Origin of the sequence: Curtobacterium sp. MCBA15_004, assembly GCF_001865055.2 — a bacterium.
GTDB lineage: Bacteria > Actinomycetota > Actinomycetes > Actinomycetales > Microbacteriaceae > Curtobacterium.
Genome location: NZ_CP126266.1, coordinates 274,231 through 289,013 on the forward strand (window position 1 = coordinate 274,231; position 14,783 = coordinate 289,013).

Sequence of the window (14,783 nt, forward strand, 5' to 3'; positions counted from 1 at the left end):
ACTCGAAGCTAATGCCTGCGCCCAGCGGAGGCTCTGCGTGCTCCGGACGGACAGCTCATGCCCGTCGGTGATCCGCGCGACCCGCACGACGGCAACGAGGTGCTCATGCGATCTCGCGACCGCAGAGAAGAGGTCTCGTCCCTCAGGCCGGCCCGTCCGCTTGACGATCGGCTACCGGGCACGTCTGGCAGCGATACCGTGCAGGAGTGTCGAGTTCTGGCGTCATCAAGCCACGGTCGCGCGTGAGTGCTGCGCTTGTCATGGCTGCGCTGCTGGCCTGGCTTGCTCCAGCGTCAGTGATCGCTCTCCGCCTGGCATGGACAGACCCTCCTTCTCGCGTGCCCGTGCATTGGACGGGAGCAGGCCCTGACCAGTGGGCTTCGGCGGACGCTGCGTTCTGGTCCTGCATCGTGCCGGGCATCGTCGGAGCACTCGTCTGCAGTCTGCTGGTCGTCCCGTTGTCTTCGGACGCGTCGCGATGGGGCACTGCGATCACTTTCGGGGCGGTGAGCGCGGGAACGGGCATCATCGCGTTCTTCTGGGTCGCGATGATGCTCGCTGCCGAAGGAGCGGGGGCGCCGTTCCTGGTCATCCTTGCCCCGCTCGGGCTGGGAGTGCTTGTGTTCGGCCTCTCCCTGTTCGTCCAGACGAGGACCGCCCGGTAGCCGATCGGCTATCGACACAACGAAGGACTTCCGCGCTCGGCGTGACATCCAGCGCGCCAGAGTTCTCCGAGCGGGATTGGCAGCCCTGCAGCCTCGACTCGAGAAGCGGGGACATGCCGGCAGGGTATGCGGCGGAGCCGCACTACAGGTGCTTGTATGCCCAGACGTAGATGTGGTCGTCGTAGTCGCCGGAGTACACCTTCGTGAAGTCCCTCGTCCCACCGCGGACGGAAGTCATGCCAAGGTCCTTCAGAGGTGGTGCCTCTGAAGTGGTGGCAGTGGTGTGAACGTCATCGACGAGTGCCAGCCAGGAGCTGACGTCAGAGCCGGCAGGCGCTTCCAGCAACACTTGGATCTGTGGGGTGCCGCTCACGGCTGCTATGGGCTCTGCTTCCGCGGTGAGGACTGTCCAGTCGTCGGGCACGGTCTGCCCGAACCGGTTCTCGACGGTGCGTTGTGGCACCGCTCGGCAGGACCACGGGGAGTGTTCGTCGCACGCTCCGTACGCGCCGGCTTGCGCTGGCGTGGCTGCTTCCTTGAGCCCGTTGGTCAGCGCCGACACACCCCAGTACGCGCCACCGGCCGCGACACCTGCGAGGACGAGGATGACCGCAACGAATACTGCCAGCGCGCCGAGACGTTGCCCGACGGTTGACGTGTTCGACTGCGAGGCCATCGAACCATCTTGTCGGTCCGATGTCCTCGCGTCGTCATTCGGGGGACGGATCGTTCCACTCCTCGTCGACGAACGCGCACAACATCGCTCGTCTCGCCGTGCTCGTCACGCAAACGGATACTGCCGCGGAATGCGCAAACGACCGTCCGATAGTCGGTCGTTCACCGGTACAGGCTCGGAGGCCCCGGGCTGAGAGACGGAACCCAGCAACTCCCTGAGTGTGGGCAGCTTCGCTCCGTGTCGTCGGAATCGCTTCCTTCGGTGTCGGGACGTCGCGGGTGCGCGAGACGGCCCGCGTGACTTGGGGTTCGGGTGCATAATGGTGGTGTCTTCGGACCCGGTAGTGGGGCTTGCCGGACCCAACCTCGACAGTTGTCGACAACAGTCCCTATCTCAGCTGGTCGCGCTTCTGCGCGCCTGAGGTAGGGAGTGTCATGACAGCACCAATCGGTTCCGGACCGGTCGTCGTCGGCGTCCTGCCCGGCCTCGCTCCGGGGGTCATCGAGGTTGCGTCGTCTATCGCGCGGCGCTTCGGTACGACGCTGGTGTGCGTCAGCGTGGATGCATCGCTCTTCGATGCCGGTACGCGCTCGGACGGGTCGGTGATGGTGGAACCGATCGACCCTGACACCGCTGACACGACACCGCAGGGCTTGTCGGACAGTGACAAGGCGGCAGTACGTGCTGCCGCAACGACCTACGGCGTCGACGTCACGTTCGTCCCGGGTGTCGGGGATCCGAGCCGGGCACTGTCGCAAGTGGCCGAAGACCGCGACGCGGCGATGCTGGTCGTCGGGGCCAGGACGGGAGCGGGTCGAATCGCGGAGTTCTTCACGGGGTCGGTCGCGGTACGGCTGACCCATCAGCAGCACCGTTCAGTGCTCGTAGTGCCCGTTGATCCGGTCGGGTTCGATGCCCCACTGCCGTGGGACACCCCGTGACCGGCCAGCTTGTTCTGCTCCGCCACGGACAGAGCACTGCGAACGCTGCCGGTACCTTCACCGGCTTGCGAGACGTCGCGCTGACCGAACAGGGCAGCGCCGAAGCGAATCGGGCTGGGTTGCTACTTCTGCATGCCGGCATCCGACCGGACCTCGTGCTCACGTCGACGCTCGAGCGGGCGCTCCACACGGCGGAGCTCGTCACCGACGTCCTCGGACGTGATGCGCCGATCGAGTCGACGTGGCGGTTGAACGAGCGGAACTACGGCGCCCTCACCGGCATGTCCAAGCAGAATGCGCAAGCGGCGTTGGGGGCGGAGCAGTTCTTCGCTGTTCGTCGGACCCGCACGGGACGGCCACCACGCATGTCGATCCGCGCGTGGCTGGCGCTCCGGCGGACGCCGGCGCTTCGTGGACTGCCGTGGGCGGCACTTCGTCGAACCGAAACACTCTCCGACGTCATCCGCCGGGTCCAACCCGTCCTGTCGCACAGCATCACCCCGGCACTCCGCGACGGGCAGACAGTGCTCGTCGTCGCGCACGGCAACTCACTGCGGGCACTGTGTGCCTGCATGGACGGCCTAACTGACGGTGAGCTCGCGGACCTGAACCTCCCCACGGGCGAACCCCTGATCTACCGGTTCGACGGCGACGGTGGGTTCTGTCCGCGGGGTGGGGAGTACCTGCATCCGGCAGCACGAGCAGCAGCGGCAGCGGTCGCTGCGGAAGGTGGAACATGACCTCCCGAACGGACACGCACCTGCCCGATGGGCAGCTCCCGCCCGACCCAGACATCGACGCCAACGACCCGGAACGTATCGACCGGCCAGTGCATCTGCGGTGGCGGTACCTCGGTGTCGTCGCACTCGGCGGCGCCATCGGTACCGCCGCACGCGACGGACTCAGCACCGCGTTCCCCGCTCAGCAGGAGGTGTCCTGGGCGATCTTCTGGATCAACATCGCCGGCGCGCTCCTACTGGGTGTGCTGCTGGAACACCTCGCGCATCGCGGACCTGACGAGGGTCGCCGCCGGACACTGCGCCTGCTTCTGGGAACCGGTGTCCTCGGCGGGTTCACCACCTACAGCACCCTCGCGACCAGCACCGCGGTGTTGTTCCTCGCTGGCCGCGGGTTGGCCGGCACCGGGTACGCGCTCCTGACGGTCCTCGCCGGCGCGATCGCCACCGGTAGCGGCCTCGCGATCGCGGGTTTGGTCCGACCGAACGGGGCCACATCATGAGCGCCCTGGCCTTCCTCAGCGTCGCGGTCGCTGGCGGTGTCGGCGCGGCCGCACGGTTCTTCGTGGATGGTGCGATCAACCGGGGTCGGCAGTTCCGGCTCCCGGTCGGGACGCTGACGATCAACATCACCGGCTCGTTCCTGCTGGGCTTGATCACCGGCGCCGCCGGTCACCTCGGCGCCACCCCCGTCGCGGTGCTCGGAACAGGGCTCATGGGTGGCTACACCACGTTCAGCACCGCCAGCTTCGAGACCGTCCGCCTCGCACGCACTGGCCGCACCACCGCGGCTGCCGTGAACGGGCTCGGGATGCTCGTCGTCTCCGTCGCCGCAGCCGCCGGGGGCGTCACCCTCGGCACCCTCACTTGACCATCCGACTGGGAGACGAACAGCTCATGCACTTCGACATCACGATCGAGATCCCCCGCGGCAGCGGCAACAAGTACGAGGTCGACCACGCCACCGGACGGATCCGCCTGGACCGGGCGGTGTTCACCAGCATGGTGTTCCCGCAGGACTACGGCTCGATCGACGACACTCTCGGCGATGACGGCGACCCCCTCGACGCGCTCGTGCTGCTGCCCCGGCCCACGTTCCCCGGCGTCGTCATCGACGTCCGCCCGGTCGGGATGCTCCGCATGGTCGACGAGAACGGCGGCGATGACAAGATCCTCACCGTCCCCGCCGGAGACGTCCGCTTCGACCACGTCCAGGACATCTCCGACGTCGCCGAGCCGGTCCTGGCGGAGATCGAGCACTTCTTCGCCCACTACAAGGAGATCGAGCACGGCAAGCACGTCACCACCAACGGGTGGGCGAACCGTGTCGACGCCGAAGCCATCATCCGCGCCGCACAGGAACGGTTCACCCCGCACCCCTGACCGGCACCCGCGCACCCGACACCATCCAGTGCGCGCCCTGAACCGCCGTGGGGAGGCAACTGGCGCCCAGTGATCGCCAGGAGGTCGTCCCTCCGCCTCCCCGCGGCCCACACCCGCACGACCAACCCGAAAGGCGACAACCGCCGTGAACGACTACATCAGCAACGTCCACCACACCACCCACCATCAGGGCGAGTACGTGACCCACACCAGCCGCCCCGTCACCATCAGCAGCCTGCACGGCTCCCGGATCCTCGACTCCCGCGGCTACCCGACGATCCAGGTGCGTCTCGAGCTCGAGGACGGCACCGTCGTCACCGGTGACGCCCCCGCAGGCGCATCCACTGGCGCGCATGAGGCTGTCGAGCTTCGCGACGGCGGCAGCAGCTACGGCGGCCGCGACGTGAGCCAGGCACTGCACCTCATCACGACGGACGTCGCACCGATGATCACCGGCCAGTCGTGGACCTCGATCGGGCAGGCCGACGCCGCCCTCGCTGCCCTCGACGGCACCCCGAACCACCGCCGGCTCGGCGCGAACAGTGTCGTCGCGACCTCGATCGCGATGGCACGCGCTCTCGCCGCCGCAGCGGAGCTGCCGCTCTGGCGTTGGATCGCAGACGTCACCGGCAGCACGCCCCGCCTGCCCGTCCCGCACTTCAACGTGCTCAACGGCGGAGCGCACGCAGCGAACGCGCTCGACTTCCAGGAGTTCATGATCGCCCCGGTGAACGCCGAGACCATGACCGACGCGGTTCGGATCGGATCGGACGTCTACCACGCGCTGGCGGCACTGGTCCGGGAACGGTTCGGCAGTCTCGGTCTCGGGGACGAAGGCGGCTTCGCCCCGTCGATCGCCGCGCCCGAGGAGGCCCTCGACCTCCTCGTCGCCGCGATCAGTGCCGCCGGTTACGAGCCCGGCGTGGACACCGTCGCGATCGCACTCGACCCGGCGGCGAACGAGTTCGCGCTCGGTGACGGTAGCTACCGGGTCGTGGACCGCCGGCTCGACCGCGCAGGCATGGTCGACTACTACCGCGACCTCATCAGCCGGTATCCGATCCGGAGCATCGAAGACGGCTTCTCCGAAGATGACCACGGCGGCTGGAAGGCGATGTCGTTCGCGCTCGGCGACATGCTCCAGATCGTCGGCGATGATCTCTACGTCACCGATCCGCAGCGCATCCGCGACGGTGGGAAGGACGGGCTCTCGAACGCGGCGCTCATCAAGCCGAACCAGATCGGCACCGTCTCCCAGACCCTCGACGCGATCGGCGTCGCACGCTCGCTCGGGATGCGGAGCATGGTGTCGCACCGGTCCGGCGAGACCACCGACACGTTCATCGCGGACCTCGTCGTCGGCACCGGAACCGGACAGATCAAGTCCGGCGCACCCGCCCGCGGAGAACGCGTCGCCAAGTACAACCGGCTCACCGAGATCGCGGAGAACAATCCGGAGCTGCCCTACGGGCTGCGCTGACCCCGACCGGTCACCTCGTGGGCGACGCGCAGGAAAGCAGAACCAGCTGGCTGAGGCTCTCCCGACCAGATCGCCCGCAACGGCCGGGCAAGTGGCGGCCCAGCGAGCGGGACCCGCACCAGCGACCCGTCGTTGATGTCGGCGGCGACCGTGCGAAGGCTCATCACCGCCGGTGCAATTCCAGCCTGCGCGTTCGCCCGGATGATGCTCGTGGTCTCCAGCACCGCGGCCGGAACCGACATGCTCAAACCGGCCTCCCTGAGCCATGCGGCGAGGGTCGCGCGAGTTCCGGAACCTTCTTCCCGCAGGAGCAGAGCCGTCGCCGCCAGGACCTCCGCAGTGATCCCGGTCGACCGAGCCCAGGGATGTTCCGGCGCAACGACGACCGCGAGCTCATCGTCCGCGATCACCTGCGCGGACACACCTGCCGCCGTCACCGGGGTCTCCGTGAACCCGAGGTTCGCGCCACCCGACTGCACGAGGTCCGTCACCGCGGCGGAGTTGCCCGCGATCAGGCGCACCCGCACGTCGGGTTCGCGGCGGCGGAATTCGAGCAGCCAGCCCGGCAGCAGCAGCTCCGCGATCGTCTGTGACGCTGCGACGACGAGCGAACCCGTGGGAGTCCGCAGCGCAGCCACTCCTGCTTCGAGGTGGCGAGACGCGTCGAGGACCGGTCCGGCCAGCCCGACGACGAGCCTGCCGGTCTCGGTCAGCACCGACCCCGTGGTCGAGCGGTGCACCAACAAGTGACCGACCATGCGCTCGGCGACCCGGATCCGAGCAGACACTGCCTGTTGCGTGACGCCGAGCGCTCCAGCGGCAGCGGAGAGGGAGCCGGTCTCGGCGACGCGTGCGAGCACGTCGAGTGTGTCGAGGTCGAGGGTTCGGTCCGTGAGTCGCCGTAGTGCCACAATCATTGATTGTGCCCTGCCAAGAGGTTCCGGGTACCGCCAGAGGCAGGATTCGCGCAGGCTTGGCCCATGACAACGCTCCGCACGGACCCTGCACCCGCGAACGGTAGCCAGCTGCCCCAACGGCCGCAGACGGCGTTGTTCCGTGACCTGGAGCGGCCAGGCCTGATCGTGTCGAATCTCACACCGAACTGGTTCGCGTCGATCATGGGCACGGGGATCGTCGCTGTCGCAGCTGCGTCACTGCCGCTGCAGTTCCCCGGGCTGCGCCTCGCGGCGACGGTCGTGTGGGCGATCGCCGCGGTGCTCCTCGTCGCCCTCACGACCGCGACGGTGCTGCACTGGATCCGCTACCGGAGCACTGCAGCCGGGCACCAGCTCAACCCGGTGATCTCGCACTTCTACGGCGCACCACCGATGGCGTTCCTCACCGTCGGCGCCGGGACACTCCTGCTCGGCAAGGACTGGGTCGGCCTGCCCGCCGCCGTCACCATCGACTGGGTCCTGTGGACCATCGGCACCATCGGAGGACTGCTCACGGCAGTGCTCGTGCCGTACCTGGCGTTCACCCGCCACGAGAACAAGCCCGACTCCGCGTTCGGCGGCTGGCTGATGCCGATCGTCCCGCCGATGGTGTCCGCCTCCACCGGTGCGCTCCTGCTGCCGTACGCCCCCGCCGGGCAGGCGCGGGAGACGCTGCTGTGGTCCTGCTACGGCTTCTTCGGCCTCAGCCTCATCACGTCGCTGGTCGTGATCACGCTGATCTGGAACCGTCTCGCGCAGCACAAGGTCGGGGCCGCCGGCATGGTCCCGACTCTGTGGATCGTCCTCGGGCCGGTCGGACAGTCGATCACCGCGGTGAACCTCCTCGCATCGAACGCCCCCACCGTTGTCGATGCGAGTACCGCGCATGCCCTGCTGGTCGTGGCGCTGGTGTACGGGTTCGCGATGCTCGGCTTCGCGCTGCTGTGGACCGTCATCGCCCTCGCGATCACCATCCGCACTGCCCGCGAACACTTGCCGTTCAGCCTGACTTGGTGGTCCTTCACGTTCCCCGTCGGGACCTGCGTCACCGGCCTGAACGGGCTCGCCCTGCACTCAGGCCTGACCGTCGTTGCCGTCCTCGCCGTCATCTACTACGCCGGCCTCGTCGCCGCATGGATCACCGTTGCCCTTCGCACCTTTCACGGATCCGTCATCCGTGGCACCCTGCTGGCACCGCCACAGCCGGCATGAGTACCCCCGAGGAACTCGCTGACGTTCGATCGCTGAACGGTCTCGCGGAGACGTGGCGGACCGCGCCCGACGGCAGCCAACGGTTCGTCCCGAGCTTCGACCCACGATCCGGCGGCAGATTCAGCCGTGTCCTGGTCCTGATGCAGTCGCCTGGCCCCCAGACCATCGCCGCAGCGCACGCAGCGATCTGCAGCGAGGACAACCCGGGCCCGACCGCGGCCGCGTTCCGAGCAGCCCGTATCGAGTCCGGACTCGCACGCGGCGAGTACGTCCGCTGGAACCTTGTCCCATGGGAACTGCCCGACCGCGTGCGACTCGAGGACATCGACGAGGGGCGGCATGCCCTCGCCACACTGCTCGCGGCCCTCCCCGCTCTCACTGCGATCGTCACGTACGGGGCCGTTGCCCTCGACGGCGTCATGCGACACTTCACCCTGGACGAGCACCCCCGACTCCTTCCGGTCATCGCAGCACCACATCCGTCTCCCGCCAACGGCCGCCACCGATCGGAACAACACCTCCGTTCCGTGCAAGCACTCCGGCTCGCCGCGCGAGCGCGGCAGACGTAACAAATACGAACGATTCCGCTACAACTATCCGTACCGGCGCTCAGTCCGGGTGCGAGGCGCCGTGTCTTGTAGCGGAACCCAGTCCCAGAATCTACGTGCCGCCACTACCCCTCCTGGTCGAGTTTCGCTACGTTCTCTTCATGGGTCACCTTCTCGGGTATGCGCGCGTGTCCACCACAGACCAGGACGCGTCGCTGCAGATCGACGCGCTCAACGCCGCTGGCTGCTACCGCGTGTTCGTCGACACCATGTCCGGGTCGCTCCAACACCGGCCCGAGCTCGACAAGCTCCTCGACCAGCTCCGCCCCGGCGACACTCTCGTCGTCTGGCGACTCGACCGGCTCGGCCGGTCCATCCGGCACCTCATCGATCAGCTGCACGCTCTCGCCGAGCGCGGCATCGGGTTCCGGTCCCTGCAGGAGACCATCGACACCACCTCGCCCGGCGGCCGGCTCGTGTTCCACGTCTTCGCCGCGTTGGCGGAGTTCGAACGGGACCTCATCAAGGAACGCACCAACGCCGGCCTCGCCGCCGCTCGAGCCCGCGGCCGCACCGGCGGCCGACCATCTCGGCTCTCCGCGGACCAGGTGCGCACCGCACGCCGGCTCTACGAACAGCAGGACATGACCGTCGCGCAGATCGGCGACGTGCTCGGCGTTAGCCGCACCACCATCTACCGTGCACTCGCGAAGCACGCCGAGCCCGTCGCGGCGCGACGAACCAAGCCTTCCCCAACGATGTAGCTGGCTATGGACGCGAGCGAGCGGTGGGGCATCCTTCGACTGCACGTCGAGGACGCCATCCCGCTCGCCACCCTGGCCCGCACCACGGGCGTCGCTGAGCGCACCCTGCAACGCTGGTTGGCCCGCTACCGAACCGGCGGATACCCGGCTCTCGCCGACGGCACCCGCACCGATCACGGCGCCCGACGGACGGCACCGGAACTGGTGCGCCTGATTGAGGGGCTCGCACTCACCAAGCCACGACCTTCGATCGCCACGATTCACCGCCAGGTCGACAATTACTGCACCAAACGAGGTCTCTCAGCGCCGTCGTACTCCGTTGTGCGGTCGATCGTGAACGGGCTTGATCCCGGGATGGTGACGCTCGCGCTTGAGGGGCCCGCGTCATATCGGGACAAGCACGAACTGCTGCTCCGACGTCGTGCGGATCGCCCCAACGCGATCTGGCAGGCGGACCACACGATGCTCGATCTGCTCATCGTCGGACCCGACGGCAAGCCCGAACGGCCGTGGTTGACGGTGATCCTCGACGACTACTCCCGCGCGGTCTGCGGGTACATGGTGTTCCTCGGCGCCCCATCCGCCGCGAACACCGCGCTCGCGCTCCGGCAAGCGATCTGGCACAAGCCGGAACCGGACTGGCCTGTCTGCGGGATCCCAGACGTGCTCTACACAGACCACGGGTCCGACTTCACCAGCCACCGAATCGGCGACACCGCCGCCGTGCTGCACCTCCGCATCATCCACTCGCAGGTCGCTCGCCCCCAGGGCCGCGGGAAGATCGAGCGGTTCTTCGGCACCATCAACACCGAGCTGCTCCCAACGCTCCCCGGCCACCTCGCACCCGGATCCTCGGCGCCGGCGCCGACGCCGGCGCTGGATCTCGCCGGTGTCGACAGTGCCATCAACACGTTCATCCGCCGCTACAACGCCCGCATCCACCGCGAGCTCCGGAAGAGCCCACTGGAAGCGTGGATCGCAGACGGGTGGCTGCCACGAATGCCGGACTCCCTCGAACAGCTCGACGGGTTCCTGCTCACCGTCCCGACCACGCGTGTCGTGCAACGAGACGGCATCCACTTCGAAGGGCTCCGCTACACCGCAACCACTCTCGCACCCTTCGTGGGCAGCACCGTCAGCGTCCGGTACGACCCCCGCGACGTCACCGAGATCCGTGTCTTTCACCGCGACGCGTTCCTGTGCACCGCGATCAGTACCGCGCATCAGACCGAGACCATCAGTCTCAAGCAGATCCAGGCCGCCCGGAACGCGCAACGAAGAGCCCTGCGCGGGCAGATCCGCGAACGCATCGCGATCATCCGCCCCACACCCGATGATCACACCCCACCAGCACCCGCACCGGCACCGGATCAACCGCGACTGATGACCTACGAGGAGGACCGGTCATGACGAGCCAGTTCATCATCACGAAGGAACACCGTCGGTTCGCGGAGTTCGCCGACGCCGTCCGGAAGCAGAACACCATCGGCGTCTGCTTCGGCCCCGCTGGCGTCGGCAAGACCCTCTCCGCACGCCGCTACGCCCACTGGGACAGCATCGGCCCGTTCATCGCCAGATGGGCCGCACGCAGCGAAGACGACACGAAGATCTACGCCGCCGCCCACCGAGCCCGCACCGTCTTCTACACGCCCGAGGTCTCCGCCACGATGCGCGCCCTGCAGGACGACCTCCGGCACGACATGCTCCGCACCGAACGCTGCATCGAGGAACACCTCCTGCTCCAGGGTCGCCACTTCGACCACGCACACGGCCCCAACCCGTCCCTGCTCGAGCTGATCATCATCGACGAGTCCGAACGCCTCACCGGCAACGCCATCGAGTGGCTCCGCGACCAGTACGACCGCACCGGCATAGCGATGATCCTCATCGGCATGCCCGGCATCGAGAAGCAGTTCAGCCACTACCCGCAGCTCTACAGCCGCCTCGGTTTCGCCCACCAGTACCGTCCGCTCGGCCACGACGAGCTGCTCTTCGTCCTCGAACGTCAATGGCGCAAGCTCGGCAAGACGCTCGACCCCGACGACTTCACCGACGCGCAAGCCATCGCCGCCGTCGAACGCATCACCCGCGGCAACTTCCGCCTCCTTGAGCGCCTCCTCCCTCAGATCCAACGCGTCCTGAAGATCAACGAACTCGACGTCATCACCAACGACGTCGTCGAGGCCGCCCGCAGCACCCTCGTCATCGGCACCACCTGACCCGACACCGATCGCAGCGAAAACGACGACACAGAGCGAGGCTGCTCACAGCTGGGTTCTGCTCTTCGTCCCGCACCGTCCTCACCTGTACCGGTGGACGACCGGCTTACGAGACGCGTCGGGACGACCGTTTCGCGCCCCTCCTCGCGGGGCGGCGAGCACGCGCACATCGCGCCCTCACCAGCAGCGACCGCGCAGGGTGTCGAGCTCTTCGTCCTCCGCGTTCCGCCCGTCGGTCACCCGGCGACGGCGGCGGTCGTCCGACGTCGTTCGATCATGCAAACGACGAGAGCGACGACGGCGCCCAGGAGCGCTCCCACTGTGTTCATGAACCAGTCGTTCGTGTCGCACCGACGACCGAGTGCCGGCGCGAGGGCCTGTACGACCTCGATGGCGACGGAGAGCGCCACCGCGCCGGCAAGGATCGTGAGCGGTCGGTTCGTCGCGGTTCCGAGGAAGAGCACGAGCGGCAGCAGGAGTGCGACGTTGGCGAGCGTCTCGAGGCCCTGGAACGGGACGGAGAACTGTACGGTGCAGGTGACGCCGCCCGGGCGCGTGCCGTCGGGGAGCAGAGTGAGCACGAGCACCGCGACGAGCGACACCCCGGACAGGCCCAGCAGGATGCCGCGGAGCCGCAGGCGGTGGAGCAACCAAGCGAGCACGGCGGCGGCGGCGAGTGCCACCCAGAATGCCGCACGGGCCAGGGGTGCGTGTTCGATGAGGAAGGTGGAGATCATTCGGAGCCGTCTTGGTCGTGGTCGGCGTGGTGGTCGAGTCGGTCGAGCCACACCCGCATGAGTGCCGACTCCTCTGGGAGCAACGGGCTCGCTCTGCCTGCTTCGAGTCGCGCGCGGAGCTGATGACGGGAGGCCGCGTCGACGTCACCGCGTCCCGGGCTGGGCGGCTGCACGAGGACGGCGCCGAGGACCGCGTCCCGGAGCGTGTCGGCGACCTCGTCGGCGTCGTCCTGGCGGTTGGCGCTCATCCCATCCAGTGCGAGCCCGACGTTCGCGGCGAGCAGCATCGTCGCCGCGACCCTGACGTCGACACGGAGCATGCCGGCGGCTGCACAGCGGGTGAGCGTCCGCTCGAGGAGCGCGGTCACGCCGTCGCGCGCCGAACTGCTGGCCCACGGCCGAGGAGCGAACATCAGTCGGTAGAGCGCGGCGTGCTCGCGCGCGAATGCGAGGTGGTCATCCCAGCCGCGTCGCAGGTCCGCCGACGGGTCGTCGGACACCTCGAGCTCGGCCTTCCTGGCCGCGTACCGCTCGAGACCTACATCAGCGAGGGCGTCGAGCAGCCCGCGCTTGTCGCCGAAGACGCGGTAGAGCACGGGCTGGGTGACGCCGACTGCTTCGCATACAGCACGGGTGGCGATGTCGCCGTCGGGAGCTGCGACGAGCTGCTCCTCTGCCGCGCGGAGCAGCGCGCTCCGGAGTGCTTTATCAGATCGAGCCATAGAGCAATGGTAGCGCAGTTGGTATCGGTGATCGTATCTGTGCTAGCTTCTGCGTAGCGTCGAAATGCTCGGTGCATATCAGTGAAAGGAAGCACGATGAGCAGCACGCCACAACGCGTCGCAGTCGTCACGGGGGGCTCACGCGGCATCGGCCGCGCGGTGTCGACCCGGCTGGCGGCCGACGGCTTCACGGTCATCGTGAACCACGCCAGCGGGACGGCCGCGGCCGCCGCCACCGTCGAGCAGATTCAGGAAGCAGGCGGTCGCGCCGTCGCCGTGCAGGCCGACGTCGCGGACGAGCACGCAGTCGCCGCGATGTTCGATCGGGTCGAGGCCGACCACGGCGGCGTCGACGTCGTCGTGCACTCCGCCGGACGACTCGCACTGTCAACGATCGCCGACCAGGACCTCGACGTCCTCGACGCACTGCACCGGACGAACATCCGCGGGACCTTCGTCGTCGCGCAGCAGGCGGCGCGCAGGCTCCGGGCCGGCGGCACGTTCGTCGGCATGTCAACCTCGGTGGTCGGGACGCAATTCCCGACTTACGGCGCCTACGTCGCGAGCAAGAGCGCCGTCGAAGGCATGACGCTGATCCTGGCTAAGGAGCTCCGCGGCCGGGACGTCACGGCGAACGTGGTGGCCCCAGGACCGACGGCAACGGAGCTGTTCCTCGACGGCAAGACCCAGGAGCAGATCGATACGCTGTCGAAGGTCCCGCCCCTCGAGCGGCTCGGCACGCCGGAGGACATCGCGGCGGTCGTCGCGTTCCTCGCCGGACCCGACGGCCACTGGGTCAACGGCCAGACCATCCGCGCCAACGGCGGGATGGTCTGATGACCGCTCCACGGGTCGTCCTCGTCACGGGTGCGTCCAGCGGCTTCGGTCGGCTGACGGCTGAGGCGCTCGCGCGGGCGGGCAACGTGGTCATCGCGGGGATGCGCGCGATCGACCGTCGGAACGCGACGGCTCGCACCGAGCTCGAGGATCTCGCCATCCGCGAGGGCTTGCAGCTCAGCGCCGTCGAGCTCGACGTCCAGTCACAACAGTCCGTCGATGACGCCGTCGGCTCGGTCGTCCGTTCGCACGGGCGGATCGACGTCCTCGTGCAGAACGCCGGCCACATGGCCTACGGCCCGGCCGAAGCGTTCACGCCCGAGCAGTTCACGGCCCTCTACGACGTCAACGTCGTCGGCGCACAACGCGTCGCCCGCGCCGTCCTGCCGCACATGCGCGTCAGCCGCTCAGGACTGGTCGTGTGGGTCGGCAGCTCATCGACCCGCGGCGGGCACCCGCCGTTCCTCGCGCCGTACTTCGCGGCGAAGGCCGGCATGGACGCCCTGGCCGAGAGCTACGCAGCGGAGCTCGTCCGCTTCGGCATCGACACCACCATCGTGGTCCCGGGAGCCTTCACCTCGGGAACGAACCACTTCACGAACGCTGCGGTCCCGACAGACGCCGCCCGAGTCGCTGCACACGACGAGGAGTACGGGGCGCTCCGGCAGGACCTCACCGACCGCCTCGCCGCGATCGTCCCGGTGGACGCCGACGTGCAGGACGTCGCCGACGAGATCGTCCGCGTGGTCAGCCTCCCAGAAGGAACCCGCCCGTACCGGACCCACGTCGACCCCTCGCACGACGGCAGCGAGGTCGTCTCAGCGGTGGCGGACCGCATCCGGTCCGAGTTCTACCACCGCGTCGGCATCGAGGACCTGCTCTCCTCCAACGCCGCACTTTGACCCCCGGACCGCCCGGGAAACCCCA

General features: G+C 68.3%; 17 protein-coding genes. 13 read left to right on the plus strand and 4 right to left on the minus strand.

Features of this window, described 5'->3' with window-relative positions:
* Positions 1–506 precede the first annotated feature (506 nt).
* On the plus strand, positions 507–665 hold the full coding sequence (locus QOL16_RS01350) for a hypothetical protein (RefSeq protein WP_175473046.1): 159 nt from the start codon (positions 507–509) through the stop codon (positions 663–665).
* A 142-nt stretch (positions 666–807) separates the two neighbouring features.
* Here the strand turns inward: QOL16_RS01350 and QOL16_RS01355 are convergent, their stop codons facing one another.
* The gene (locus QOL16_RS01355) at positions 808–1,341 is read right to left on the minus strand and encodes a hypothetical protein (protein ID WP_071282847.1); all 534 of its coding nucleotides are present in this window, start codon (positions 1,339–1,341) and stop codon (positions 808–810) included.
* A gap of 434 nt (positions 1,342–1,775) precedes the next feature.
* On the opposite strand from QOL16_RS01355, the gene QOL16_RS01360 reads away from it, so the two are divergent.
* The 6 genes from QOL16_RS01360 to eno all read left to right on the plus strand — a co-directional run bounded on the left by QOL16_RS01360 (position 1,776) and on the right by eno (position 5,882).
* Entirely contained in the window at positions 1,776–2,282 is a 507-nt protein-coding gene (locus tag QOL16_RS01360) for a universal stress protein (RefSeq protein WP_060915497.1), read from the plus strand.
* The gene (locus QOL16_RS01365) at positions 2,279–3,022 is read left to right on the plus strand and encodes a 2,3-diphosphoglycerate-dependent phosphoglycerate mutase (RefSeq protein WP_055960826.1); all 744 of its coding nucleotides are present in this window, start codon (positions 2,279–2,281) and stop codon (positions 3,020–3,022) included. The genes QOL16_RS01360 and QOL16_RS01365 overlap by 4 nt, the downstream gene beginning before the upstream one ends.
* Positions 3,019–3,522, plus strand: a complete 504-nt coding sequence (locus QOL16_RS01370; protein WP_228506157.1) for a CrcB family protein — start codon at positions 3,019–3,021, stop codon at positions 3,520–3,522. The genes QOL16_RS01365 and QOL16_RS01370 overlap by 4 nt, the downstream gene beginning before the upstream one ends.
* Complete coding sequence (locus QOL16_RS01375; protein WP_055960823.1) at positions 3,519–3,890, plus strand: CrcB family protein; 372 nt, start codon at positions 3,519–3,521, stop codon at positions 3,888–3,890. The genes QOL16_RS01370 and QOL16_RS01375 overlap by 4 nt, the downstream gene beginning before the upstream one ends.
* A 26-nt stretch (positions 3,891–3,916) precedes the next feature.
* Positions 3,917–4,402 (plus strand): inorganic diphosphatase, encoded by a 486-nt coding sequence (locus QOL16_RS01380; protein WP_055960822.1) that lies wholly within the window; start codon positions 3,917–3,919, stop codon positions 4,400–4,402.
* 145 nt (positions 4,403–4,547) lie between these two features.
* Positions 4,548–5,882 carry a phosphopyruvate hydratase gene (gene eno, locus QOL16_RS01385; RefSeq protein WP_083393829.1) on the plus strand — a complete coding sequence of 445 codons (1,335 nt, stop codon included), beginning with the start codon at positions 4,548–4,550 and terminating at the stop codon, positions 5,880–5,882.
* On the opposite strand, the gene QOL16_RS01390 is transcribed toward eno, so the two are convergent.
* Positions 5,867–6,799: a LysR family transcriptional regulator gene (locus QOL16_RS01390; RefSeq protein WP_208385475.1), complete on the minus strand. Its 933-nt coding sequence runs from the start codon at positions 6,797–6,799 to the stop codon at positions 5,867–5,869. The two genes, eno and QOL16_RS01390, sit on opposite strands and share 16 nt — an antisense overlap.
* Positions 6,800–6,964: 165 nt before the next feature.
* Here QOL16_RS01390 and QOL16_RS01395 point away from each other — a divergent pair, with 165 nt between their 5' ends.
* The 4 genes from QOL16_RS01395 (at position 6,965) to QOL16_RS01410 (ending at position 11,560) form a co-directional block, all read left to right on the plus strand.
* On the plus strand, positions 6,965–8,029 hold the full coding sequence (locus QOL16_RS01395; protein ID WP_240614499.1) for a TDT family transporter: 1,065 nt from the start codon (positions 6,965–6,967) through the stop codon (positions 8,027–8,029).
* 709 nt (positions 8,030–8,738) lie between these two features.
* Positions 8,739–9,341, plus strand: coding sequence for a recombinase family protein (locus QOL16_RS01400; protein WP_055960814.1), 603 nt, complete (start codon positions 8,739–8,741; stop codon positions 9,339–9,341).
* A gap of 6 nt (positions 9,342–9,347) precedes the next feature.
* Positions 9,348–10,751 (plus strand): Mu transposase C-terminal domain-containing protein, encoded by a 1,404-nt coding sequence (locus QOL16_RS01405; protein ID WP_071245666.1) that lies wholly within the window; start codon positions 9,348–9,350, stop codon positions 10,749–10,751.
* Positions 10,748–11,560: an AAA family ATPase gene (locus tag QOL16_RS01410; RefSeq protein WP_055960810.1), complete on the plus strand. Its 813-nt coding sequence runs from the start codon at positions 10,748–10,750 to the stop codon at positions 11,558–11,560. Before QOL16_RS01405 ends, QOL16_RS01410 begins: the two co-directional genes overlap by 4 nt.
* A gap of 236 nt (positions 11,561–11,796) precedes the next feature.
* On the opposite strand, the gene QOL16_RS01415 is transcribed toward QOL16_RS01410, so the two are convergent.
* Together QOL16_RS01415 and QOL16_RS01420 are read right to left on the minus strand one after the other, a co-directional pair.
* On the minus strand, positions 11,797–12,297 hold the full coding sequence (locus tag QOL16_RS01415; protein WP_071282849.1) for a VanZ family protein: 501 nt from the start codon (positions 12,295–12,297) through the stop codon (positions 11,797–11,799).
* A complete protein-coding gene (locus QOL16_RS01420; protein WP_071282851.1) occupies positions 12,294–13,019 on the minus strand; it encodes a TetR/AcrR family transcriptional regulator in 726 nt (241 codons plus the stop codon). The genes QOL16_RS01415 and QOL16_RS01420 overlap by 4 nt, the downstream gene beginning before the upstream one ends.
* A 96-nt stretch (positions 13,020–13,115) precedes the next feature.
* Between QOL16_RS01420 and QOL16_RS01425 the strand changes: the two genes are divergently transcribed.
* Positions 13,116–13,856, plus strand: coding sequence for an SDR family oxidoreductase (locus QOL16_RS01425; RefSeq protein WP_071282854.1), 741 nt, complete (start codon positions 13,116–13,118; stop codon positions 13,854–13,856).
* Positions 13,856–14,758, plus strand: a complete 903-nt coding sequence (locus tag QOL16_RS01430; RefSeq protein ID WP_071282857.1) for an SDR family oxidoreductase — start codon at positions 13,856–13,858, stop codon at positions 14,756–14,758. Before QOL16_RS01425 ends, QOL16_RS01430 begins: the two co-directional genes overlap by 1 nt.
* Positions 14,759–14,783: the final 25 nt, after the last annotated feature.

What these genes read in the sequence shown, in the direction of transcription:
- QOL16_RS01370 (WP_228506157.1), top strand. Translation starts at nt 3,019, where the DNA reads ATGACCTCCCGAACGGACACGCACCTGCCCGATGGGCAGCTCCCGCCC.
- QOL16_RS01380 (WP_055960822.1), top strand. Translation starts at nt 3,917, where the DNA reads ATGCACTTCGACATCACGATCGAGATCCCCCGCGGCAGCGGCAACAAG.
- QOL16_RS01390 (WP_208385475.1), bottom strand. Translation starts at nt 6,799, where the DNA reads ATGATTGTGGCACTACGGCGACTCACGGACCGAACCCTCGACCTCGAC.
- QOL16_RS01430 (WP_071282857.1), top strand. Translation starts at nt 13,856, where the DNA reads ATGACCGCTCCACGGGTCGTCCTCGTCACGGGTGCGTCCAGCGGCTTC.
- QOL16_RS01415 (WP_071282849.1), bottom strand. Translation starts at nt 12,297, where the DNA reads ATGATCTCCACCTTCCTCATCGAACACGCACCCCTGGCCCGTGCGGCA.
- QOL16_RS01410 (WP_055960810.1), top strand. Translation starts at nt 10,748, where the DNA reads ATGACGAGCCAGTTCATCATCACGAAGGAACACCGTCGGTTCGCGGAG.
- QOL16_RS01405 (WP_071245666.1), top strand. Translation starts at nt 9,348, where the DNA reads ATGGACGCGAGCGAGCGGTGGGGCATCCTTCGACTGCACGTCGAGGAC.
- QOL16_RS01355 (WP_071282847.1), bottom strand. Translation starts at nt 1,341, where the DNA reads ATGGCCTCGCAGTCGAACACGTCAACCGTCGGGCAACGTCTCGGCGCG.
- QOL16_RS01425 (WP_071282854.1), top strand. Translation starts at nt 13,116, where the DNA reads ATGAGCAGCACGCCACAACGCGTCGCAGTCGTCACGGGGGGCTCACGC.
- QOL16_RS01375 (WP_055960823.1), top strand. Translation starts at nt 3,519, where the DNA reads ATGAGCGCCCTGGCCTTCCTCAGCGTCGCGGTCGCTGGCGGTGTCGGC.
- QOL16_RS01360 (WP_060915497.1), top strand. Translation starts at nt 1,776, where the DNA reads ATGACAGCACCAATCGGTTCCGGACCGGTCGTCGTCGGCGTCCTGCCC.
- QOL16_RS01400 (WP_055960814.1), top strand. Translation starts at nt 8,739, where the DNA reads ATGGGTCACCTTCTCGGGTATGCGCGCGTGTCCACCACAGACCAGGAC.
- QOL16_RS01420 (WP_071282851.1), bottom strand. Translation starts at nt 13,019, where the DNA reads ATGGCTCGATCTGATAAAGCACTCCGGAGCGCGCTGCTCCGCGCGGCA.